Annotated in this window: 17 protein-coding genes and 1 tRNA gene; all 18 read left to right on the top strand. The window is 43.4% G+C overall.

The genetic code is table 11. The annotated features are described in order from the left end of the window. Positions 1-3: 3 nt before the first annotated feature. The 18 genes from G498_RS0101760 to G498_RS0101675 all read left to right on the top strand — a co-directional run bounded on the left by G498_RS0101760 (position 4) and on the right by G498_RS0101675 (position 22,425). Positions 4-348 (top strand): FtsL-like putative cell division protein, encoded by a 345-nt coding sequence (locus G498_RS0101760; RefSeq protein ID WP_026979560.1) that lies wholly within the window; start codon positions 4-6, stop codon positions 346-348. Further along, a complete protein-coding gene (locus G498_RS0101755; RefSeq protein WP_026979559.1) occupies positions 339-2,336 on the top strand; it encodes a penicillin-binding protein in 1,998 nt (665 codons plus the stop codon). The genes G498_RS0101760 and G498_RS0101755 overlap by 10 nt, the downstream gene beginning before the upstream one ends. After that, on the top strand, positions 2,336-3,796 hold the full coding sequence (locus G498_RS0101750; RefSeq protein ID WP_117616539.1) for a UDP-N-acetylmuramoyl-L-alanyl-D-glutamate--2,6-diaminopimelate ligase: 1,461 nt from the start codon (positions 2,336-2,338) through the stop codon (positions 3,794-3,796). Before G498_RS0101755 ends, G498_RS0101750 begins: the two co-directional genes overlap by 1 nt. Positions 3,797-3,877: 81 nt before the next feature. Beyond that, the gene (mraY, locus tag G498_RS0101745; RefSeq protein ID WP_026979557.1) at positions 3,878-5,101 is read left to right on the top strand and encodes a phospho-N-acetylmuramoyl-pentapeptide-transferase; all 1,224 of its coding nucleotides are present in this window, start codon (positions 3,878-3,880) and stop codon (positions 5,099-5,101) included. 1 nt (position 5,102) lies between these two features. Continuing rightward, positions 5,103-6,434 (top strand): UDP-N-acetylmuramoyl-L-alanine--D-glutamate ligase, encoded by a 1,332-nt coding sequence (murD, locus tag G498_RS0101740; RefSeq protein WP_026979556.1) that lies wholly within the window; start codon positions 5,103-5,105, stop codon positions 6,432-6,434. Between the two features lie 34 nt (positions 6,435-6,468). Beyond that, entirely contained in the window at positions 6,469-7,794 is a 1,326-nt protein-coding gene (locus G498_RS0101735; RefSeq protein ID WP_026979555.1) for an FtsW/RodA/SpoVE family cell cycle protein, read from the top strand. A gap of 47 nt (positions 7,795-7,841) precedes the next feature. After that, entirely contained in the window at positions 7,842-8,936 is a 1,095-nt protein-coding gene (gene murG, locus G498_RS0101730) for an undecaprenyldiphospho-muramoylpentapeptide beta-N-acetylglucosaminyltransferase (RefSeq protein ID WP_026979554.1), read from the top strand. A gap of 22 nt (positions 8,937-8,958) precedes the next feature. Next, the gene (gene murC, locus G498_RS0101725) at positions 8,959-10,305 is read left to right on the top strand and encodes a UDP-N-acetylmuramate--L-alanine ligase (protein WP_026979553.1); all 1,347 of its coding nucleotides are present in this window, start codon (positions 8,959-8,961) and stop codon (positions 10,303-10,305) included. Then, a complete protein-coding gene (locus G498_RS0101720; RefSeq protein ID WP_026979552.1) occupies positions 10,302-11,024 on the top strand; it encodes a cell division protein FtsQ/DivIB in 723 nt (240 codons plus the stop codon). The genes murC and G498_RS0101720 overlap by 4 nt, the downstream gene beginning before the upstream one ends. 7 nt (positions 11,025-11,031) lie before the next feature. Next, on the top strand, positions 11,032-12,429 hold the full coding sequence (gene ftsA / locus G498_RS0101715; RefSeq protein WP_026979551.1) for a cell division protein FtsA: 1,398 nt from the start codon (positions 11,032-11,034) through the stop codon (positions 12,427-12,429). A 12-nt stretch (positions 12,430-12,441) separates the two neighbouring features. Further along, positions 12,442-14,403 carry a cell division protein FtsZ gene (ftsZ, locus tag G498_RS0101710; RefSeq protein WP_026979550.1) on the top strand — a complete coding sequence of 654 codons (1,962 nt, stop codon included), beginning with the start codon at positions 12,442-12,444 and terminating at the stop codon, positions 14,401-14,403. 231 nt (positions 14,404-14,634) lie between these two features. After that, on the top strand, positions 14,635-15,081 hold the full coding sequence (locus tag G498_RS0101705; protein ID WP_026979549.1) for a GatB/YqeY domain-containing protein: 447 nt from the start codon (positions 14,635-14,637) through the stop codon (positions 15,079-15,081). 78 nt (positions 15,082-15,159) lie between these two features. Then, positions 15,160-15,233: transfer RNA gene (locus G498_RS0101700), tRNA-Arg, on the top strand. 287 nt (positions 15,234-15,520) lie between these two features. Next, the gene (locus tag G498_RS0101695) at positions 15,521-16,351 is read left to right on the top strand and encodes a zinc-dependent peptidase (protein WP_035744699.1); all 831 of its coding nucleotides are present in this window, start codon (positions 15,521-15,523) and stop codon (positions 16,349-16,351) included. A gap of 106 nt (positions 16,352-16,457) precedes the next feature. Next, positions 16,458-17,519 (top strand): efflux RND transporter periplasmic adaptor subunit, encoded by a 1,062-nt coding sequence (locus G498_RS0101690; RefSeq protein WP_026979547.1) that lies wholly within the window; start codon positions 16,458-16,460, stop codon positions 17,517-17,519. 10 nt (positions 17,520-17,529) lie between these two features. Then, complete coding sequence (locus G498_RS0101685; protein WP_026979546.1) at positions 17,530-20,619, top strand: efflux RND transporter permease subunit; 3,090 nt, start codon at positions 17,530-17,532, stop codon at positions 20,617-20,619. After that, positions 20,606-21,928 (top strand): TolC family protein, encoded by a 1,323-nt coding sequence (locus G498_RS0101680; protein ID WP_394330612.1) that lies wholly within the window; start codon positions 20,606-20,608, stop codon positions 21,926-21,928. Before G498_RS0101685 ends, G498_RS0101680 begins: the two co-directional genes overlap by 14 nt. 74 nt (positions 21,929-22,002) lie before the next feature. Beyond that, positions 22,003-22,425 (top strand): CBS domain-containing protein, encoded by a 423-nt coding sequence (locus G498_RS0101675; protein WP_026979544.1) that lies wholly within the window; start codon positions 22,003-22,005, stop codon positions 22,423-22,425. Positions 22,426-22,453: the final 28 nt, after the last annotated feature.

The following is a 22,453-nucleotide window of genomic DNA, read 5'->3' as shown; positions in this document are numbered from 1 at the left end:
GAAATGAAAGGCGGCGTATACAGTTTGTTAAAAGCAAAATTTCTGATCGAAGACGATGCGTTGAAGAATTGGAAATTCATCCTGTTTCTGATCCTGCTGGCGATGATTATGATTGCCAATTCGCACCGTTATGAGCAGAAAACCTACCGTATTACAGAGCTCACGAATGAGGTAAAAGAACTGCGTTCTGAATTTGTAGACCGCCGTTCCCAACTGATGGAACTTAAAATGGAATCCACCATATCAAAGGAAATGGAACCGAAGCATATTTTTCCGTCATCGGTTCCGCCTAAAAAAATAAGAGTAGCAAAAGAAGAAAAAGGCGTGTTACAGGGTTTATGGCAGTAGACAACAAACACATATCGTATCGCATTTATCTGGTAGCCTTCATGATTTTCATGATGGCTGTTGCTGTTACCGTAAAGCTTACCAATATTCAGTGGGTGGAAGGGGAGCACTACCGTCAGCTGGCCAAACAGCGTACGGTAAAAAACTTTGTAATCCCGGCGAATAAAGGAAATGTCTATTCCGCCGACGGAAGTTTGCTGGCCACCTCCATCCCGAATTACACCATCCGTTTCGATGCGTTGGCGCCTTCTGCGGAAAATTTTGAGAAATACGTGAAACCGCTTTCGGATTCCCTGGCCTTAGTTTTAGGGAAACCGTCCGGCTATTTCCAGTCGGAATTGAGAAAAGCCAGAGCCAACAAAAACCGCTATTATTTGTTAGCACGCAAGCAAAGTTATACGGAATACATGCGTATCAAGAGTTTTCCATTGTTCAATCTGGGAGCTTATAAAGGCGGTATGATTACCGAGCAGAAAACCGTTCGGGAACATCCGATTGGAAAAATTGCGGAAAGAACCATCGGTTACGAACGTTTCGACGAAAAAGGAAAAGGAACAAGAGTAGGAATTGAAGGTGCTTTCGGTGAATACCTTAACGGAAAAGACGGCCGTCGTCTGATGCAGAAAATTGCCAAAAATCAGTGGAAACCTATCAGTGATAACAACGAAATTGAGCCAAGAGACGGCTATGACATCATTTCAACCATTGATGTTTACATTCAGGATATTGCCCATCACGCCTTGCTGAAGCAATTGGAATACTATCAGGCCGATCACGGTTGTGTGGTGGTGATGGAAACCAAAACCGGCGAAGTAAAAGCGATTTCCAATTTAGGACGCTCGGAAAGCGGGAATTATTATGAAACCATTAATTACGCCGTAGCGGAATCGCACGAACCGGGTTCAACCTTTAAACTGGTAGATCTAATTGCACTTTTAGATGATGAAAAAGTCGATACCAGTCAGGTGTACGATTCCAAAGGAGGGGATATCACTTACAGAGGCCGTCACGTTCGCGATTCCCACAAAGGCGGTTACGGAAAAATTTCACTGGCCCGAGGTTTTGAAGTATCCTCGAATACTGTATTGGTGCAGGCCGTATATGAAAATTACAAAGACAATCCGGAGCAATTTGTCAACCGATTGAACAATTTGGGTTTAAACAAACCGCTCGGGTTGCCATTTAAAGGAGAAGGCATACCGTATGTTCCGCAGCCGAGTGATAAAAAATGGTCGGCGATTTCCCTTCCGTGGATGGCTTTCGGGTATGGGGTTTCTATGACACCTTTACAAACGCTAACCTTGTACAATGCAGTGGCAAACAACGGTGAAATGGTAAAACCGCAGTTTGTAAAAGAAATTAAGGAGTGGAATAAAACCATCAAAAAATTTGACAAGCAGGTAATCAATCCTAAAATCTGTTCCGATGATGCTTTGGCTAAAATTAAAGCCGTTTTGGGTAATGTGGTGAAGCGGGGAACCGGTTCGAAATTGTATTCCAAAGATTTTTCGATGGCCGGAAAAACCGGAACCGCTCAGGTAGATTATCATAAAGGAGACGGGAAAATGTATTACGCTTCGTCTTTCGTAGGTTTCTTCCCGGCGGATGAACCGAAATATTCCTGCGTAGTGGTAGTGCACAAACCTAATGTGGCGGCAGGCTATTACGGAGCCGATGTGGCCGGGCCGGTTTTCAAACGAATCGCACAAAAGATTTTTACCGATGTGCCGTCCACCAACGAAATCAAAAAACTGAACGTTCGCTATAAAACGCAGGAGAAAAATTACGCGGAGTATTACGATAAGGTCCAGAAAAAAGAAGCAGTAGTGCCAAATGTGAAAGGAATGACCGGAATGGATGCTGTGGCAATGCTTGAGAATTTCGGGATGAAAGTGAAAGTAATCGGAACCGGAAGAGTGAAACAACAGTCCATTCAGCCCGGACAGGTTTTCAGAAAAAATCAAATCATAACCTTAGAATTATCGTGATGGTTTTAAAAGATATATTATATAAAGTAGCGATTGAAGCTGTAAAAGGTTCCACGGATATCGAGGTGAACAAAATCGAATTCGATTCCCGAAAAATCGTCTCCGGCGATGCTTTTGTAGCTATAAAAGGAACGGTTTCCGACGGACATGATTTTATTGAAAAAGCAATCGGGTTAGGCGCGACAGTTGTGGTTTGTGAGGTTTTACCAAGTGCGATTGCGGAAGGAATTACCTATATTCAGGTAGCCGACACCAGCAGCGCTTTAGCATATATGGCCGCTAATTTCTACGGAAATCCGTCTGCCGATTTAAAACTCGTAGGCGTAACCGGAACCAATGGAAAAACCACAATTGCGACTTTGTTGTATCAATTGTTTAAAAATGCGGGGTACAAAGTCGGTTTGCTGTCCACAGTAAGAATTATGGTGGATGAAACCGAATTCAAAGCCACGCATACCACTCCGGATTCCCTTACGATAAACCACTATTTGCGCGAAATGGTGGAAACAGGTTGTGATTATTGTTTTATGGAAGTAAGTTCTCACGGCATTCATCAGAAAAGAACAGAAGGCTTACATTTTACCGGCGGAATTTTTACGAATCTGTCGCACGACCATTTGGATTATCACACCACATTTGCCGAATACCGCGATGTTAAGAAATCGTTCTTCGACAATTTGCCGAAAACCGCTTTTGCCATCACCAATACCGACGACAAAAACGGACCGGTAATGCTTCAGAATACTAAAGCCCGAAAATTGACTTACGCGCTAAAATCGTATGCAGATTATCGCGCTCAGGTTTTGGAAAATCAACTTTCAGGCCTGCTGATGAAGATTAACGATCAGGAAGTCTGGGTGCGTTTAATTGGTTCGTTTAATGCCTACAATTTACTGGCGATTTACGGCGCTGCAGTGCAATTGGGCTTGGAAGAACAGGAAACTTTAAGGTTGTTAAGCGAGTTGGAAAGTGTTTCCGGACGTTTTCAGTTTATCGTTTCCGAATCGAACATCACGGCGATAGTGGATTATGCGCACACGCCGGATGCCTTGGAAAACGTACTGAAAACCATCGAAGACATCCGTACCAAAAACGAACAGTTAATCACGGTAGTGGGTTGTGGTGGCGACCGCGATAAAACCAAGCGACCGATAATGGCAAAAATAGCGTCCGAAATGAGCGATAAAGCCATTTTTACATCGGATAATCCGAGAAGTGAACAACCGGAAGCCATCATCGAAGACATGGAAAAAGGGGTGGAAGGCCAAAATTTCAAAAAAACACTGTCGATTGTAGATAGAAAGCAGGCAATTAAAACGGCTTGTCAGCTGGCACAAAGCGGCGACATTATTTTAATTGCCGGAAAAGGTCACGAAACCTATCAGGAAATTCAGGGCGTGCGTTATGATTTCGACGATATGAAGATTGTAAAAGAGTTATTGGAACAATTAAATAAATAGTAAGTAATACGTATTCCGCAGGCTGTAAACAGAATAGTATCCGCCAGACAGAATTAACCTTAATCAAAAAAACTAAAAAATATGCTGTATTATTTCTTCGAATATTTACACAGAAATCTGGATGTTCCGGGAACCGGTGTATTTCAGTACATTACGTTCCGTTCCGGATTGGCAATTATATTGTCACTGATGATTTCCACCATTTACGGAAAGCGTATTATCAATTATTTAAGAAGACAGCAAATCGGGGAAACCGTTCGCGAATTAGGCTTGGAAGGGCAAACGCAAAAAGCGGGAACACCCACCATGGGAGGCTTGATTATTATTTTCTCCACCTTGATTCCGGTGTTGTTATTGGCCAAACTGGACAATATCTATGTAATCCTGCTGATTGTAACCACTCTTTGGATGGGAACCATTGGTTTTATAGACGACTATATCAAAATTTTCAAAAAAGATAAAGAAGGTTTAAAAGGCAGATTTAAAGTAATCGGTCAGATTGGCTTAGGACTTATTGTGGGTTCGGTATTGTATTTTCATCCCGGTGTTACGGTAAGAACCGATACTTCCACCACCGATATTTTTAAAGAAGGAACCGTGATTACGGCTCTGGCAAAAGAGGAAAAATCCACCGCTACAACCATTCCGTTCTTTAAAAACAACGAATTCGATTATGCGGAACTTTTAGCCTGGACCGGCGATAATTATCAGGATTATGCCTGGCTGATTTTTATTCCGGTGGTCATTTTCATCATTACGGCGGTTTCCAACGGAGCAAATTTAACAGACGGAATCGACGGTCTGGCAGCGGGAACCTCGGCCATATCGGTGCTTACGCTCGGTATTTTTGCCTTCGTTTCGGGAAATATCATTTTCTCAAATTATCTGAATATCATGTACATCCCGCATTCCGGAGAAATGACCGTGTACATTGCGGCCTTTGTGGGGTCGCTCGTCGGGTTTCTTTGGTACAACGCGTATCCGGCATCAGTTTTCATGGGCGATACCGGAAGTTTGACTATTGGCGGAATTATTGCGGTGTTGGCCATAGCGGTTCGCAAAGAATTGTTAATCCCGGTGCTTTGCGGAATCTTTTTAGCCGAAAATTTATCGGTAGTACTTCAGGTGGCTTATTTTAAGTACACCAAGAAAAAATACGGAGAAGGGCGTCGCATCTTTTTAATGTCGCCGTTGCACCATCATTACCAGAAAAAAGGGTATCACGAGAGTAAAATCGTAACCCGGTTCTGGATTGTAGCCATCCTGTTAGCGATCTTTTCACTGGTATCCTTAAAACTGAGATAATATGAGACTGGTAGTTTTAGGTGGAGGAGAAAGCGGCGTAGGCACCGCGATCCTAGGAAAGAAAAAGGGGTACGAAGTGTTTGTGTCCGATTTTGGAGAGATTAAAAATAACTACAAGGAAGTTTTGATTTTAAATCAGATTCCTTGGGAAGAAAAACAACATACAGAAGAATTAATACTGAATGCCGATGTGGTGATGAAAAGTCCGGGAATTCCCGATAAATCCAACATCGTGAAGCAGCTGAAAAAAAATAATGTTCCGATCATTTCCGAAATCGAATTTGCCAGTCAGTTTACCGAAGCCGCAACCATCGGGATCACCGGAAGCAACGGTAAAACGACCACCACAATGCTAACGCACCATTTGCTGAAACAAGGCGGAATGAATGTTGGAATTGCCGGTAATATCGGTAAAAGTTACGCCTGGCAGATTGCGGAAAACAAATACGAAGCGTATGTTCTGGAACTGAGCAGTTTTCAGCTGGACGGAATTGAGGAGTATCGTCCGCACATTGCCGTCATGACGAACATCAGCCCGGATCACCTGGATCGTTATAATTACGATTACAATTTGTACATCGCTGCCAAGTTCCGGATTACCAAAAATCAAACTGAAGACGACTATTTCATTTACGACGACGACGATCCTGCCATAGTGAAATGGTTATCCGAAAACACCATACGAGCCAAGAAAATTCCTTTTTCCTTAACCAAGGAACTGAAAGAAGGAGCTTTTGTAAAAAACGACAACATCAACATAATTATCAATAACGAAGAATTTACCATGCCAATCAACGAACTATCATTACAAGGAAAACACAATGTGAAAAACGCAATGGCGGCTACCACCGTGGCGCAGTTAATGCGTATCCGGAAAGAAACCATTCGTGAGAGTTTGTCGAACTTTCAAGGGGTAGAGCACCGCTTGGAAAAGGTGTTGAAAATTCAGAACGTTCAGTATATCAACGATTCCAAAGCCACGAACGTAAACGCTACTTTTTTTGCTCTGGACAGTATGATTACGCCAACCGTTTGGATTGTAGGTGGTGTGGATAAAGGAAACGATTACAGCGAGTTAATGCCGTTGGTGCGTGAAAAAGTAAAAGGAATCATCTGCTTAGGGGTGGATAATACTAAAATTGTGGAAGCCTTTGGCGATGTGGTAGACACGTTGGTAGAAACCACCAGCATGACCGAAGCCGTGAAAATAGCACAGCGCATGGCCGAGAAGGGCGACACCGTGTTATTGTCACCGGCCTGTGCCAGTTTCGATTTGTTCGAAAATTATGAAGACCGCGGAAAGCAGTTTAAAAACGCGGTTCAGAATTTATAATTGAAACGGAAATTACAAGATAACAAGAACCAAAATGAAACAACTGTTAAACAATTTAAAAGGAGATAAAGGCATCTGGGCGTTTGTGGCGTTGCTGGCGCTGTTTTCTTTTATGCCGGTTTTCAGTGCGAGTTCCAATTTGGTGTACGTGGTGGGAAAAGGGTCGATTGTCGGCTATTTGTTCAAACACTTAATTCATATTTCCTTAGGATTTCTGATTGTGTTCCTGATACACAGACTGCCTTACCACAAGTTTAAAGCACTTTCCTGGATAGCGGTTCCGATAATGGCTGTTCTGTTGTTGTATACGTTGGCTAAAGGAAATACAATCGGTGGAGCAAATGCCAGTCGCTGGGTACAGATTCCGTTTACCGGATTTACCTTTCAGCCGTCCTCACTGGCGTTTATTGTGCTGATGGTGTACGTGGCGCGTTATCTGGCGAAAATCGAAACCAAAGAATACACGTTTAAATCGTCAGCTTTTGAATTATGGCTGCCGGTATTTGTGATAATTGGCTTAATTTTGCCGGCCAATTTCTCGACTGCGGCCTTAATGTTCAGTATGGTTTGTATGCTGGTGTTTGTCGGGAAGTACCGTTTGCAGTATTTGTTTTCCGTTATCGGAATCGGGATTGCAGGACTGTTGCTGTTTTTTCTGATAGCCAAAGCGTTTCCCGGAAACAAATTAACCAGCCGTGTGGACACCTGGATGAGCCGTATTGAGCGTTTTACTTCCGATGCACCCGATGAAGATGTGTATCAGATTGAAAATGCCAAAATTGCCATCGCTTCCGGAGGAATTTACGGTTTAGGGCCTGGAAAAAGCGTTCAGAAAAACTTCCTGCCGCAATCCTCTTCGGATTTTATCTTCGCCATCATCGTTGAAGAATACGGATTGGTAGGCGGTATCGGTATCTTGTTTCTGTACATGATGCTGTTCTTTCGGTTTCTGGTAACCGCGCACAAAGCACAGTCTTTGTTTGGAAAACTGCTGATCGTCGGGCTGGGATTCCCGCTCATCTTTCAGGCGCTTATCAATATGGGCGTAGCGGTGGAATTGTTGCCGACGACCGGACAGACCTTGCCGTTAATCAGTAGCGGGGGAACTTCCATCTGGATGACTTGTGTTTCCATCGGAATCATTCTGAGTGTAACCAAGAAAGATGAAGAGATGGCCGAAATCGAAGCTGAAGCCCGATTAAGAGACGAAGCTTTGCAGCGCATGATTGACCGGGAGGTGGCCTTGGAGGCTGAAAAAAATAACAATATCGAGGAAATAATCGAAAGAGCCACAAAAGGCGGAGAGTATTCCATAGAAGATGAATCCGATAATCCGATGAATGCGGTGTTGGGGAAGTGAGAAGTGAAAAGTGAGAAGTGAAAAGAGATAAGAATTAAGTTAAAGAAATGAAAGACAATCCAAAATTCATAATCAGCGGAGGTGGTACCGGAGGGCATATTTACCCGGCGGTGGCCATTGCGAACGAACTGAAAAGTCGTTTTCCGAAAGCGGATATTCTTTTTGTGGGCGCCAGCGACAAGATGGAAATGCAGAAAGTTCCCCAGGCTGGTTACCCGATCAAAGGATTGTGGATTGCGGGAATTCAGCGAAAGCTAACGTTACAGAACGCCATGTTTCCGTTGAAACTGATTTCAAGTTTAGCCAAATCATTCGGAATTTTGAGAAGTTTTAAACCGGATGTGGTTATTGGAACCGGTGGATTTGCCAGCGGTGCCGTTTTAAAAGTGGCTTCGATGATGGGAACGCCAACGGTTATTCAGGAGCAGAATTCTTATCCGGGCATCACTAATAAACTGTTAAGCAAAAAGGCTAATAAAATTTGTGTGGCCTACGAAAATTTAGAGCGTTTCTTTCCGAAGGAAAACATGATTTTAACCGGAAACCCAGTCCGTCAGGATTTGATTTCGGTAGGCGATAAAAGAAATGAAGCTGTTGACTATTTCAAACTGAATCCTTCCAAAAAAACACTATTAGTTTTAGGCGGAAGTTTAGGGGCGAGAAGAATCAATCAGTTAATCGCTAAAGAACTGGATTTTTTGTTATCGCAAAACGTTCAGGTTATCTGGCAATGCGGAAAATTATATTTTGAAGAGTATAAACATTTCAACGATAAAGAAAACGTACAAGTGTTGTCCTTTATTGACCGAATGGATTTGGTATACGCTGCTGCAGATGTGGTAATTTCCCGCTCCGGAGCATCATCCGTTTCTGAATTGTGCATCGTCGGAAAACCGGTGATTTTTATTCCGTCGCCGAATGTTGCGGAAGATCATCAGACCAAAAACGCAAAAGCCATCGTCGATAAAAACGGCGCCCTTTTGCTAAAAGAATCCGAATTGGACACACAGTTTGAAACCGTTTTTCAGGATTTGATTTCCAACGAAGAAAAACAAAACCAATTGAGTGCAAACATAAAACAGTTGGCCTTGCCCAACGCGACAAAAGATATAGTTGATGAGATTGTAAAACTGATCAAGTAATCAGTCTTAAAAAGTAAAAAGAATGAACCTAAACCAAATACAAAACGTCTATTTCATCGGAATCGGAGGCATCGGAATGAGTGCTTTGGCGCGGTATTTTAAATTCATCGGAAAAAATGTTACCGGTTACGATAAAACGCCTACGCATTTAACCGAAGAACTGGAGCAGGAAGGGATTCAGATTCATTTTGAAGACAATGTTGCGTTAATTGGTCAGGACTATTTAAACAAAGGAAATACGCTGGTGGTGATTACGCCGGCCATTCCGAAACAACATGCAGAATGGAATTATTTCCTTGATAATGGTTTTGTAGTGAAAAAACGCGCCGAAGTGTTGGGAATCATCACCAAAGACACGTTTTGTTTTGCTGTAGCCGGAACACATGGAAAGACAACCACGTCCAGTATTTTAGGACATGTTTTATACGAAAGCGGCGCCGATGTCACCTCCTTTTTAGGCGGAATCGTAGAAAATTACAACTCTAACCTAATCGGAAACGGAAAAACGGTTACCGTAGTCGAAGCCGATGAATTCGATCGTTCTTTTTTGCATTTGCATCCGAATATCGCGTGTGTAACATCAATGGACGCCGATCATTTGGACATCTACGGCGACAAAGCTTCCATTGAAGCATCGTTTATCGAATTCGCCAACAAAGTGGAAGACAAAACGAAGTTATTCGTCACAAACGGTTTGCCGATTGAAGCCATTACGGTGGGAGTAAACGACGATTCGCAATTCGTTGCGAAAAATATCAAAATAGAAGACGGTTGGTACGTTTTCGATGTGGAAACACCGACCGAAACAATAACAAATTTGAAATTTGGTCTGCCGGGCAGACATAACCTGACTAATGCGTTGTTAGCTTTGGCGATGGCAAAAACATTTGGTACCCCAACGGACGCGATTGCCAAGGCTTTTTTAACGTTTAAAGGTGTACGCCGCCGTTTTTCGTTCCAGATCCGCAAGCCGGAGTTGGTATACATCGACGATTACGCGCACCATCCAACGGAAATTAATGCGGTGCATCAGGCTGTTAGGGAATTGTATCCGGGGAAGAAGGTTTTGGCGGTGTTTCAGCCGCATTTGTTCAGCAGAACCCGCGATTTTGCCGATGATTTTGCCAAAAGTTTATCGCAATTCGACGAAGTTTTTCTGATGGAAATTTACCCGGCCAGAGAATTGCCGATGGAAGGCATTACTTCGAGCTGGCTGTTGGATAAAATAGATAATAAAAACAAGCGATTGGTACAGAAACCGGAATTGATTTCGTTACTGCAAAGTGCTGATGCTCCGGTAATTGTAACGATTGGTGCCGGCGACGTAGGCGAAATGGTTCAGGATATTAAAAAAGCGTTGGAAAAATGAGGAAAATTAAATGGACAGATGTGCGTTTGGTTCTGATGCTCGGCGTCATGATTTTTCTGTATTCGTTTTCCTCGAAGCGAAACGGAACCCGAAAAATTGTAAAAACCGATGTTGCATTTACCGGCGAAAACAACCCGTTTATAACCCATGAAACGGTTAATAACTTGTTAATACAAAATTTTAACGGCGCTTCCACGATACGAAAAGATAAATTAGATTTGAATAGTTTGGAGCATACTCTCGACAGTAACAAAATGATCGAAAAAGTCGAGGTATATGCCACAATAGACGGAACCCTAAAAGCACTCGTTACACAGAAGACCCCAATCGCAAGAGTTAGCAACGAAAAAGGTTCGTATTACATTGACTATCAAGGAGAAGAAATGCCGTTATCGGAAACCTATACCGCGCGCGTGCCTCTTTTGTCCGGTGAGGTGAATGACGAAAATAAAGCGGGATTGGTGGAAATTTTCAGGAAAATTCACGACGATGATTTCCTTAAAAAAAACATTACAGGCGTACAGATTTTGCCAACGGGAAGCATGATTATGACGAACAGGAATTACGATTATCGGATTCTTTTCGGAAAAAGCATCAATGCGGATAAAAAGTTTAACAATTACAAAGCCTTTTATCAACACGCTTTGAAAGATACCCTGATAGGGGAATATAAGTTGATTAATTTGAAGTTTACACAACAGGTTGTGTGCACCAAATAGCAGGAAAATGGAAAAAGACAGTATTGCAGTAGGATTAGATATCGGAACCACGAAAATCGTGGCGATGATCGGCAAGAAAAATGAGTACGGAAAATTGGAGATTTTAGGCGTTGGCAAGTCCAAAAGCCTTGGTGTGGCACGCGGTGTGGTAAACAATATTACACAAACTATCCAGTCGATTCAGCAGGCAATTATTGAAGCCGAAGCGGATTCCGGATATAAAATTAACGATGTGGTGGTGGGAATCGCCGGTCAGCACATCCGCAGCATTCAGCACAGCGATTACATCAGTCGTCCGAATCCGGAAGAAGTGATTGGCGATGCCGATATCGACATGCTGATCAACCAGGTACACAAACTGGCCATGTTGCCGGGTGAGGAAATCATCCACGTGTTACCGCAGGAATTCAAAATCGACGGACAATCCGAAATCAAAGAACCGATCGGAATGTACGGAGGACGTTTGGAGGCCAGTTTCCACGTGGTAGTAGGGCAGGCTTCGTCCATCAGAAACGTTGGCCGTTGCATTAAAAGTGCAGGATTGGATTTGTCAGGCTTAACCTTAGAGCCGTTAGCTTCAGCCGATGCGGTGTTAAGTCAGGAAGAAAAAGAAGCCGGAGTAGCGTTGATTGATATCGGAGGCGGAACCACGGATTTGGCTATTTTCAAAGACGGCATCATCCGTCACACCGCAGTGGTGCCTTTCGGCGGAAACGTGATTACGGAAGACATCAAAGAAGGTTGTTCGATTATCGAGAAACAGGCAGAATTGTTAAAAGTGAAATTCGGTTCGGCCTGGCCGGGTGAAAATAAAGACAACGAAATCGTTTCGATTCCGGGGTTAAGAGGGCGTGAGCCTAAAGAAATCTCGTTAAAGAACCTTTCGAAAATCATTCACGCGCGCGTGGTGGAAATCATCGAACAGGTTTTTGCGGAAATCAAAGCCTACGGACACGAAGATCCGCGTAAAAAGTTGATCGCGGGAATTGTATTAACCGGGGGTGGTTCGCAGTTAAAACATATCAAACAATTGGTGGAATACATTACCGGAATGGACACCAGAATCGGTTATCCGAACGAACATTTAGCGGGTAATTCCGATGAGGAAATCTCAAGTCCGTTGTATGCTACAGCCGTTGGTTTGGTAATGAACAGCATCCGAAACAATACCAAGAGTGCCACGCCGTTGGTAGAAATGAAACAGCCGGAGCCGAAAATTGAAATCAAGCCGCCGGTAATTCAGAATGTTGAGGAGGAAACTCAGGAAGAACAGCTTACTGAACAGTCCAAAGCGGAAACCAAAAGACCTCCGGTTGAAATGGAATCCACGGGAGATAAGATCAAACGGGGCTTTTTTGACAAATATATAGACAAGATTAAAGAATTTTTAGATAACGCAGAATAAAACCGATACAGTATGGAAAGCAACAACGAATTTGGAAGTATTTCATTTGATTTGCCTAAAAACCAGTCAAATGTAATTAAAGTTATTGGTGTAGGTGGCGGTGGCAGCAATGCCATTAACCACATGTTTAGACAAGGAATCGTAGGTGTGGATTTTGTAATCTGCAACACCGATTCCCAAGCGTTACAAAACAGTCCGGTGCCTAACAAAATTCAATTGGGGATTGGTCTTACGGAAGGACTTGGTGCAGGCGCCAACCCGGAAGTAGGGCAGCAGTCGGCTTTGGAAAGTATCGAAGAAATCGAAAAAATGCTGGACAGCAATACCAAAATGGTTTTCATTACTGCCGGTATGGGTGGCGGAACCGGTACGGGTGCTGCTCCGGTAATCGCACAATTGGCAAAGGAACGCGATATTTTAACTGTAGGTATCGTAACCATTCCGTTCCAGTTTGAAGGAAAAGTGCGTTCCGAGCAGGCGTTGCAAGGGGTTGAAAAACTGCGTAAACATGTAGATTCTTTAATCGTTATCAACAATAATAAGTTAAGAGAAGTATACGGAAACTTAGGATTCAAATCCGGATTCTCCAAAGCCGACGAAGTGTTGGCAACAGCATCACGCGGAATTGCCGAAGTAATTACCAACCACTACGCCTTAAACATCGACTTGCGCGATGCGAAAACCGTGTTGTCCAACAGCGGAACGGCAATCATGGGATCGGCTACAGCTTCTGGTGAAAACCGTGCCAAAGATGCGATCGTGGCTGCTTTAGATTCTCCGCTGCTGAACGATAATAAAATCACAGGTGCCAAAAACGTATTGTTGCTAATCGTTTTCGGAACCAACGAAATCACGATGGACGAAATGGGTGAAATCAACGATTACATCCAGACCGAAGCAGGTTACAGCGCCAACATCATCATGGGGGCCGGCGAAGACGAATCCTTAGGCGATGCTATTTCCGTAACGGTAATCGCAACCGGTTTCAACGTAGAGCAACAAGCGGAAATCGTAAATTCCGAGCCTAAAAAGATTATCCACACCTTAGAAGGGGAACAGAAATTAGTGCAGGATTTAACCCAAAAACCAATGGTTCCTTCTTTTGATTTTTCCTCCATCGCTCAGGAAGTAAAACCAGAGCCTGTGGCAGAAGTGACGCCGGCAGCGGAAGAAAAAATCGTGTTTGCTTTAGAGGAGGAAGTAGAAGTAGTTGAAAAAAAGCCGGTAGCGGAAGTGGATTTAATTCCGACTTCTGAATTCATCAATAATTTAGACGTTTTCTTTGAAATCGTTTCCCCGGTAAAAGAAGAGCCGAAATTTGAAATCAAAGACGTTCGTGAAATCGAGGTATTTGGAGCGGAAATCGTAAAACCGGAAGTGAGAGAAGTTCAGGAGCAGATTTCGTTTTCCTTCGACCTTACTAACGGTGGCGTTTCCACAAACGACGACCGCATGGTGTTCGACTTAACCGAAGAAACCCGCGAGATGAAAGTAAACGAGCCGGTTCAGGTAGTTCCGGTAACCGAAGTAAACGAATCTGGCGTGGTGCGTTATTCTTTAGACGATTACATGGAAAAAGAAAACGAACTGCTAGCGTCCAAACCGGTTGCGGAAGTAAAAGAAACGCCAATTGCTCCCGAGCTGGACATCACCATGAGAAAAGCAGAGGAAGCACCTGCGGCAGCACAGTCTTTCTTCGACGAAATCTCACCGGTGGAAATGACCATTGAGGAAACGTTGCGCATGCGAGCCGAAGAGCGCAAAAGAAAAATGAAAGAGTTCAACTATAAATTCAACAACAGCGCTTCCCGCGTGAACGAATTGGAAAGAGAACCTGCTTACAAACGCATGGGAGTAGACCTGAATTCCGCTCCTGTCGACAACAGTAAATCGCGCATGTCTTTAGGATTGGACAGTAACGACGACATTCAGTTGCGTTCCAACAACTCCTTCCTGCACGACAACGTGGATTAACTAACCCATATTTTGAGAAACCTTTAACCCGGGGCTTGTGAAGTTTCGGGTTATTTTTTTATCTTCGCAGTGCGAAAAATTAATTTTGGGTTTGGGAGCGAATGGTCCGGGTATTTCAGGAGGCCTTTTTCCCGCTTTCCGTTCTACTTCGTGCCACTGCAATCGGGGCTAGAGGGGAAACCGTTTGAATTTTTGCAGTCAATTGAAAAATAACCGAATAGACCAATAAATATGAGTTTAGGAGTTAAAATCATGGACGAGATGAAAACCGCCATGAAAGCAAAAGATACCGTAGCTTTAGAAGCGCTGCGTGCGATTAAATCGGAAATTTTACTGGCACAAACGTCAGCAGGAGGCGGCGATTTAACCGCAGAAGACGAAATTAAATTGCTGCAAAAACTGGTAAAGCAAAGAAAAGACAGCGCTGCCATTTTTAACGAACAAGGACGCGCTGATTTAGCAGAACCAGAGTTAGCTCAGGTAGCGGTAATCGAGAAGTTTTTGCCTGCGCAATTATCCGAAGCAGAAGTGGAAGCCATAGTCGCTAAAATCATCGCAGAAACCGGAGCTAACGGTATGGCAGCCATGGGTCAGGTAATGGGTCAGGCTTCCAAAGAATTGGCCGGTCAGGCAGACGGGAAAACCATTTCCACTATTGTGAAGAAATTATTAGCATAAAGAATTTAGAATTTAGAATTTAGAATTTAGAATTTAGAATTTGTTTTTTATTCACATTTCTAATTTCTGACTTCAACCGGCCTCGTAGTTCAACTGGATAGAATATCAGATTTCGGCTCTGAGGGTTGGGGGTTCGAATCCCTCCGAGGTCACGGATAAATAAAAACATAAGTAAAAATGTCCAAGCTTGCTTGAGCATTTTTACGTTGTTTTTATTTTCAAAGCGGAGCTTTGAGGGATGCACGTAGTGAATCCCTTTATAAGTTGAAGCTTGCTTGAGCATTTTTACGTTGTTGTTATTTTCAAGGCGGCGCTTTGAGGAATGCATACCGTAAATCCTTTTAAGAGTTTAGCTTAAACTTTTTTTACAGTTTTTATTGTCAAAGTTTTGAATTCAGACTTTCTTTAAATAAAATTAAGCCCCTAACCGAATCAGAATATGGAAGAACCGATTCCGGTATTTATACTTCTGGTAGCCGTCCTTATGGTGGCTATTGTTTTGATTCTTTTTTTTGCCACCATTTTTACTTTTTTTGAATTTGTTTACGGGCGGCTCTTTCATAAACCCTTTTTTGTACATTGGTACCGTTCCCATAAAACGTTACCGGCAAAGCAGTTTGAAATTTTGTTTAACGAGTATCCGTACTATCGGAAATTAAAGCCAAAAAAACGCGTTTATTTTGAACATCGTGTTGCCCGGTTTATCGAAACCTATCAGTTTATCGGAAAAGACGGTTTTGATGTAGACAACCGGGCAAAGGTACTCATCGCATCAACCTATGTGCAGCTTACGTTTGGGATGCGCTCTTATTTGTATCCGGTTTTTGATAAAATCATCATTTACCCGACGTCGTATTATTCCACGATTAATGAAGTGTACCACAAAGGTGAATTTAACCCGATGATGAAAGCCGTGGTTTTTTCCTGGGAAGATTTCGAGCAGGGACTCGAGTACAATAATGACAACCTGAATCTTGGTTTGCACGAATTTACCCATGTTCTTAACTTTCAGGGATTGCGAAGCGAAGATGCCAGTTCGCTTATTTTTGCCCGTTTCTTTAACCGCATCCGTCAGGAATGCAACCACGGTCCCAATCGTGAAAAACTGATGGCTTCCGGATATTTTCGGGATTATGCCTACACCAACGATTTTGAATTTCTGGCGGTCGTTCTCGAGCATTTTTTTGAAACCCCGAAAGAATTTAAAACCGAATTCCCAGAATTGTTTCATTTGGTGAAACGAATGATTAATTACAAAGAAACAGCCTAAAATTTTGTTAAAAAAACTAACAGAAAACCTTCGTCCGCGAGATAAGAAGTAGCTTTGTTTAACCAAATCAAGAATTAATAGACATACAAGCTATTGTACTACTTTTATGAAGCCAAAATATTTAATTTACACACTCCTGGTCGTAGTGCTGGGAGGAATGATTTTCTACAGAGTTTCCGAAAATAAAGCCAAAGACGGCGGCGGAAAAGGCAAAAACGGCGGTGAAAAAAAACCTGCAAAAGTTACCGGCCTTGTGTTACAGACGCGGGTTTTCTCCGACAACCTTTCCCTTTCCGGTTCCATCGAGGCCAACGAACAGATTGAAGTGCGCAGCGAAGTACCCGGTGTGGTGGAAAGCATCAATTTCGAAGAAGGCAGTTTTGTAACCAAGGGTCAGCAACTGTTAAAGATTAACGATTTAGAATTACGCGCCCAACTGTCGCAGGCCAAAACGAAACAAACCTTGGCTTCCGAAAACGAGCGCCGTGCCCGGTTGTTGTTGCAGAAAGAAGCCATAAGTCAGGAAGAATACGACATTGCCAGTGCCGATTTCCGTTCCGCACAGGCGCAAACCCAACTGATTCAGGCGCAAATCGCCAAAACGTCCGTGCGAGCTCCTTTTTCAGGGAAAATCGGATTGCGTTCCATTTCCAAAGGCGGTTATGTTACGCCGACAACGGTTGTGGCGAATCTGGTGAACACCAGTCAGGTGAAAATTACGTTTTCCATTCCGGAGAAATATTCCGGTCAGATGAAAGAAGGAACGACCATTTCCTTTACGATTGCCGGTTCCAAAGAAGTTTTTACGGCTAAAATATATGCTATTGAACCCGGTGTAGAAGTGACTACGAGAACGTTGAAAATGCGTGCTTTGGCGGAAAACAAACAAGGGAAATTAATTCCCGGAACCTTTGCCAACATCGCGTTACCGCTGGAAAAAATTAATGACGCTATTTTAGTGCCGACAGAAGCCCTGATTCCGGTGCAAAACGGGAAAAAAGTCTTTGTATCCGTAAACGGAAAAGCCAAAGAAATCATGGTGGAAACCGGAACCCGTACCGATAAAGAAATTCTGATTCTGTCCGGGCTGAAAGCAGGCGATACGTTGTTAACCAGCGGTGTTATGACCTTAAAAGAAGACGCACCCGTTGCCGTAAGTTTAAAGTAAGATATTAAGTATGAGTTTATCCACTTTAAGTATCAAAAGGCCGGTTCTTACGATTGTAATGAACCTGATGCTGATTCTTTTCGGGGTGATTGGGTATACGTTTTTGGGCGTGCGCGAATTTCCGTCGATTGATCCGGCACAGATTTCCGTACAAACCAATTATTCCGGTGCCAATGCCGATATTATCGAATCGCAAATTACCGAACCGCTGGAAAAAGCGATTAATTCCATAGACGGGATTCGCAACATTTCCTCTTCCAGCAGTCAGGGGAGAAGTAATATTTCCATTGAGTTCAACCTTGATAAAAATTTAGAGGAAGCCGCTAACGACGTACGCGATAAAGTGTCACAGGCGGTCAGAAGTTTGCCGCAGGATATCGATGCGCCGCCGGTAGTTTCCAAAGCCGATGCCGATTCCGAGCCGATTATCACCATGACGGTTCAGAGTGACAAGAAAAACGTATTAGAACTTTCCGATTATGCAGACAATGTGCTTTCCCAGCGTTTGCAAACCATTCCGGGCGTAAGTAGCGTCCAGATTTGGGGCTTGCGGAAATACGCCATGCGGTTATGGATCGATCCCAATAAACTGGCGTCTTACGGTTGCACGGTTTCGGATGTGCGAACCGCATTGAACAAGCAAAACGTCGAATTGCCTTCCGGAAAACTGACTGGCGCCAATACCGAACTTACCGTTAAAACGATTGGAAATCTTTCAACGGAAGAAGAGTTCAACAATATCATCATCAGAGCTGAAGGAGATAAAATTGTTCGTTTAAGCGATGTCGGAAAAGCCTCGTTGGAAGCCGAAAATCTGGAAACCAAACTTTCGGATTCCGGTCAGCCTATGGTCGGGATGGCGATTATTCCGCAACCCGGAACGAATTACCTGGATATTGCCGAAAAATTCTACGAGCAATACGAACAACTCCAAAGAGATTTACCGAAAGATTTTAAACTGAATATCGCCATCGACAACACGGTTTTCGTAAAGAAAGCAGTAACGGAAGTGGCAGAAACCCTGCTGATTTCCATCATTCTGGTGATCTTAATCATTTACGCCTTTTTCAGGGATTGGGCGATTGCGTTCCGACCGTTAATCGACATTCCGGTCTCCCTGATTGCTACGTTTTTCATCATGTATTTATGCGGATTTTCCGTGAACGTTTTAACCTTGCTGGCCATCGTTTTAGCGACCGGATTGGTGGTGGATGACGGTATCGTAGTGACGGAAAACATCTTCAAAAAAGTAGAAGAAGGCATGACGCCGATTGAAGCGGCCATCAAAGGTTCCAATGAGATTTTCTTTGCCGTAATTTCCATTTCCATTACGCTAGCAGCCGTGTTTTTACCGGTGATTTTCCTGGAAGGTTTCGTAGGACGTTTGTTCCGCGAATTTGGGGTGGTGATTGGCGCTGCGGTACTGATATCAGCTTTTGTTTCTTTAACGCTTACGCCGATGTTAAACGCCTATCTGATGAAAGGCGGCGAACAGAAAAAATCCAAATTTTACAAGTTAACCGAGCCGCTTTTTGAAAAAATGAATTCCGGATACGCCGAAGCGCTGACCGGTTTTATGAAGAAAAAATGGCTGAGTTTCCCGATACTGATTGTCTGTTTCGGATTGATTTACCTGTTTTTTAACGTGCTACAAAAAGAAACCGCTCCGTACGATGACCGCAGTTTTATTGGTGTTAATGTTACGGCACCCGAAGGCGCATCGTACGATTACATGGACCGGTTCATGAATGAATTGACCGATCTGATTAACGATTCCATTCCGGAGAAAAAAGTGAGTCTGATTATCACCTCACCGGGTTTTGGTTCTTCCTCGGTAAACAGCGGACGGGCCAGAATTGCCTTGGTGCAGCCGGGCGAAAGGGAAAGAAAACAGAAAGAAATTGCCGAAAGTCTCACCAAATGGACCAGACAATATTCGGAAGCTAAAGTGAACGTTTCCGAATCGCCTACCATTGCCGTAAACCGTCGTGGCGGAATGCCGATTCAATTTGTCATTCAGGCCCAGAATTTTGAAAAACTGGAAGAAAAAATACCGGTTTTCATGGATGAAGTGGCTGACGATCCCACTTTCTCCAATTACGATGTCAATTTAAAATTTAACAAACCGGAGGTCTATGTAACCATTGACCGTGAGAAGGCGCAGAGTTTGGGGGTTTCCATCATTGATGTGGCGCAAACCCTTCAACTTTCCCTGAGCGGGCAGCGTTTCGGCTATTTTATGATGAACGGGAAACAGTATCAGGTGATGGGGCAATTCGACAAAAAAGACAGGGATGCTCCAATGGACTTGACGTCTATTTTTGTGAAAAGCGATAAAGGAGAATTGATTCAGCTGGACAATTTGGTGACCATCGAAGAAAAGAGCAGTCCGCCGCAGTTGTATCACAACAACCGTTATATGTCGGCTACAGTTATGGCTGGTTTAGCTCCCGGAAAAAGTATAGGCGACGGTATTGACGCGATGGAACGCATCAAAGAAAAAGTGCTGGATGACAGTTTTACCACCGATTTGAGCGGTGAATCCCGTGATTTCGTGGAAAGTAGTTCCAATACGTCATTCGCTTTCGGCTTGGCGTTGCTGTTAATCTTCCTGATTTTGGCGGCCCAGTTTGAGAGTTTTATCGATCCGTTTATCATTATTTTAACCGTACCGATGGCGGTGGCAGGAGCGTTGTTTTCGCTTTGGCTGTTCGGGCAAACCTGGAATATCTTCAGTCAGATTGGAACGGTGATGTTAATTGGTCTGGTAACGAAGAACGGTATTTTAATTGTGGAATTTGCGAACCAGCTTCGCGAACAGGGAAAATCGAAATACGACGCCATCATTCAGGCTTCCGAGTCGCGATTGCGCCCTATTTTAATGACCAGTTTGGCCATTGCGTTAGGCGCCTTGCCTATTGCGATGTCCTTAGGTGCCGCATCCACCAGCCGAATAGGAATGGGAGTGGTAATTGTTGGCGGAACGTTGTTTTCGTTAATGCTGACTTTGTTTGTCATTCCGGCCATTTATCTGATGTGGTCGCGTGAGAAAAAGCATCGTCCGGAATTTGATAACCTTGAAAAGTATGAGAAGGAATAAGGCTATGAAAAAGATTGTATGGCAACTGGTTCTATTGCTGGCTTTTTTTCAGACAGCGCGGGCACAAGAGGTTCTAACGCTGGAAGATGCCGTTCAGATTGCCTTGAAGAATAATTATGACATTCGTTTGGCTTCCAACGATTTGAAAATAGACGAAGCCGGAGTTGGTGTGGCGAATGCCGGAATGTTACCGAGAATTGATGCTACTTTTACACAAAGCAACAGCATCCAGAATACCAAACAGACCCAATCGACCGGGGCCGTTCGGGAATTGGATAATGCCAAGAATAACAGTATGTCCTACGGGGTAAACATGGGGTGGACCGTGTTTGACGGTTTCCGGATGTTTGCCCGTTACGATCAGCTCAAAGAATTGCAAAAGCAAGGCGAAACCGAGCTGAAATTAACCATCATGACCAAAGTAAGCGATGTGATGGCGGGGTATTATGATCTGGTGCAGCAACAGCAACTGTTAAGGGCCCTGGATACCACAATTGTCATTTCCCAGCAACGTTTAACAACCGCTGAAAACCGTTTTGCCATCGGAAAAGCAGCCAAGTTGGAAGTGTTAAATGCACAAGTCGATTTGAATACCGATAAGTCCAATCTGCTGAAACAAAAAGAGTTGTTACAGCATGCTAAAATCCGTTTCAATGAGTTGCTGGCAAGGGATACTGATACTGATTTCAACGTAATAGAAACGGCAGAATTTGATGATAAGCTGCAATTGTCGGAATTGCGCGAATTAATGAAAAAGCAAAATCCACAGTTGCAATTGGCGTTCATCAATAAACGCGTTGCCGAATTAAATCTGAAACAGGTTAAGGCGAGCCGTTACCCAACCGTTAACCTGAATGCCGGTTACAATTTCAGCGAAAGCGAATCGAGTTTGGGATTTGTCTCGCAATCGTCTGCCCGTGGGTTGAATTACGGTGTATCGGCTTCCATCCCGATTTTTAACGGCTTTTTGCAACACCGCAACGAGAAGATTGCAAAATTGCAGGTGGAAAGTTCCAGCATGGTAATCGAACAGCAAAATCGTGCTGTTGATGCGCAATTGGCGACGGCTTTTCAGACCTATACGACTAATATTGAGCTAGTAAAACTGGAGGAAGACAACGAAACCATCGCAAAACGCAATCTTGAGATTACTTTGGATAAGTTTAAAATCGGAACGGTTCCCACGATCGAGTTCCGAACGGCTCAGGAAAATTATATTAATGCGGTAGCCAGACACAGCAGTGCTAAATTTCAGGCCAAAATTTCCGAAATCGCATTACACGAAATCGCAGGAAATATTAAGTTTTAATTATCCGCTGATTTTTATCAGGTATTTTGTAATTTTATAACGGTAATTTTATTGATAATCAATGCATTACGGTTATGAAACAGCATGTGCCCGTGTCGACTATCATGACACAGAATATTGTTAAGCTCAACCTCACGGATGATCTGACTAAGGCCGAAAGTCTTTTTAAAAGTCATAAAATCCGACACATTCCGGTAGTGAACGGAAATCATATCATCGGAATGTTGAGTTATACCGATTTGTTACGAATCTCTTTTGCCGATGCGGTAGATGATGACGATGAAGTGGTAGACACTACGGTGTACAACATGTTTACTTTGGAGCAGGTAATGACGAAAAAAGTGGTAAGTGTTTCACCCGATACGACCATCAAAGAAACGGCGGAAATACTGGCTGCCAATGAGTTTCACGCACTTCCGGTTTGTACCGGAGATTTGCTGGTTGGCATTGTAACCACTACCGATCTGATAAAATACCTCTTAGAGCAATACAATTAAAAAAAGCGCTGAATTCAGCGCTTTTTGG

Origin of the sequence: Flavobacterium suncheonense GH29-5 = DSM 17707 (assembly GCF_000430025.1) — a bacterium.
GTDB classification, from domain to species: Bacteria; Bacteroidota; Bacteroidia; order Flavobacteriales; family Flavobacteriaceae; genus Flavobacterium; species Flavobacterium suncheonense.
The sequence above is the reverse complement of the archived record's forward strand: the minus strand, read 5'-3'. Positions and strand labels throughout refer to the sequence as shown.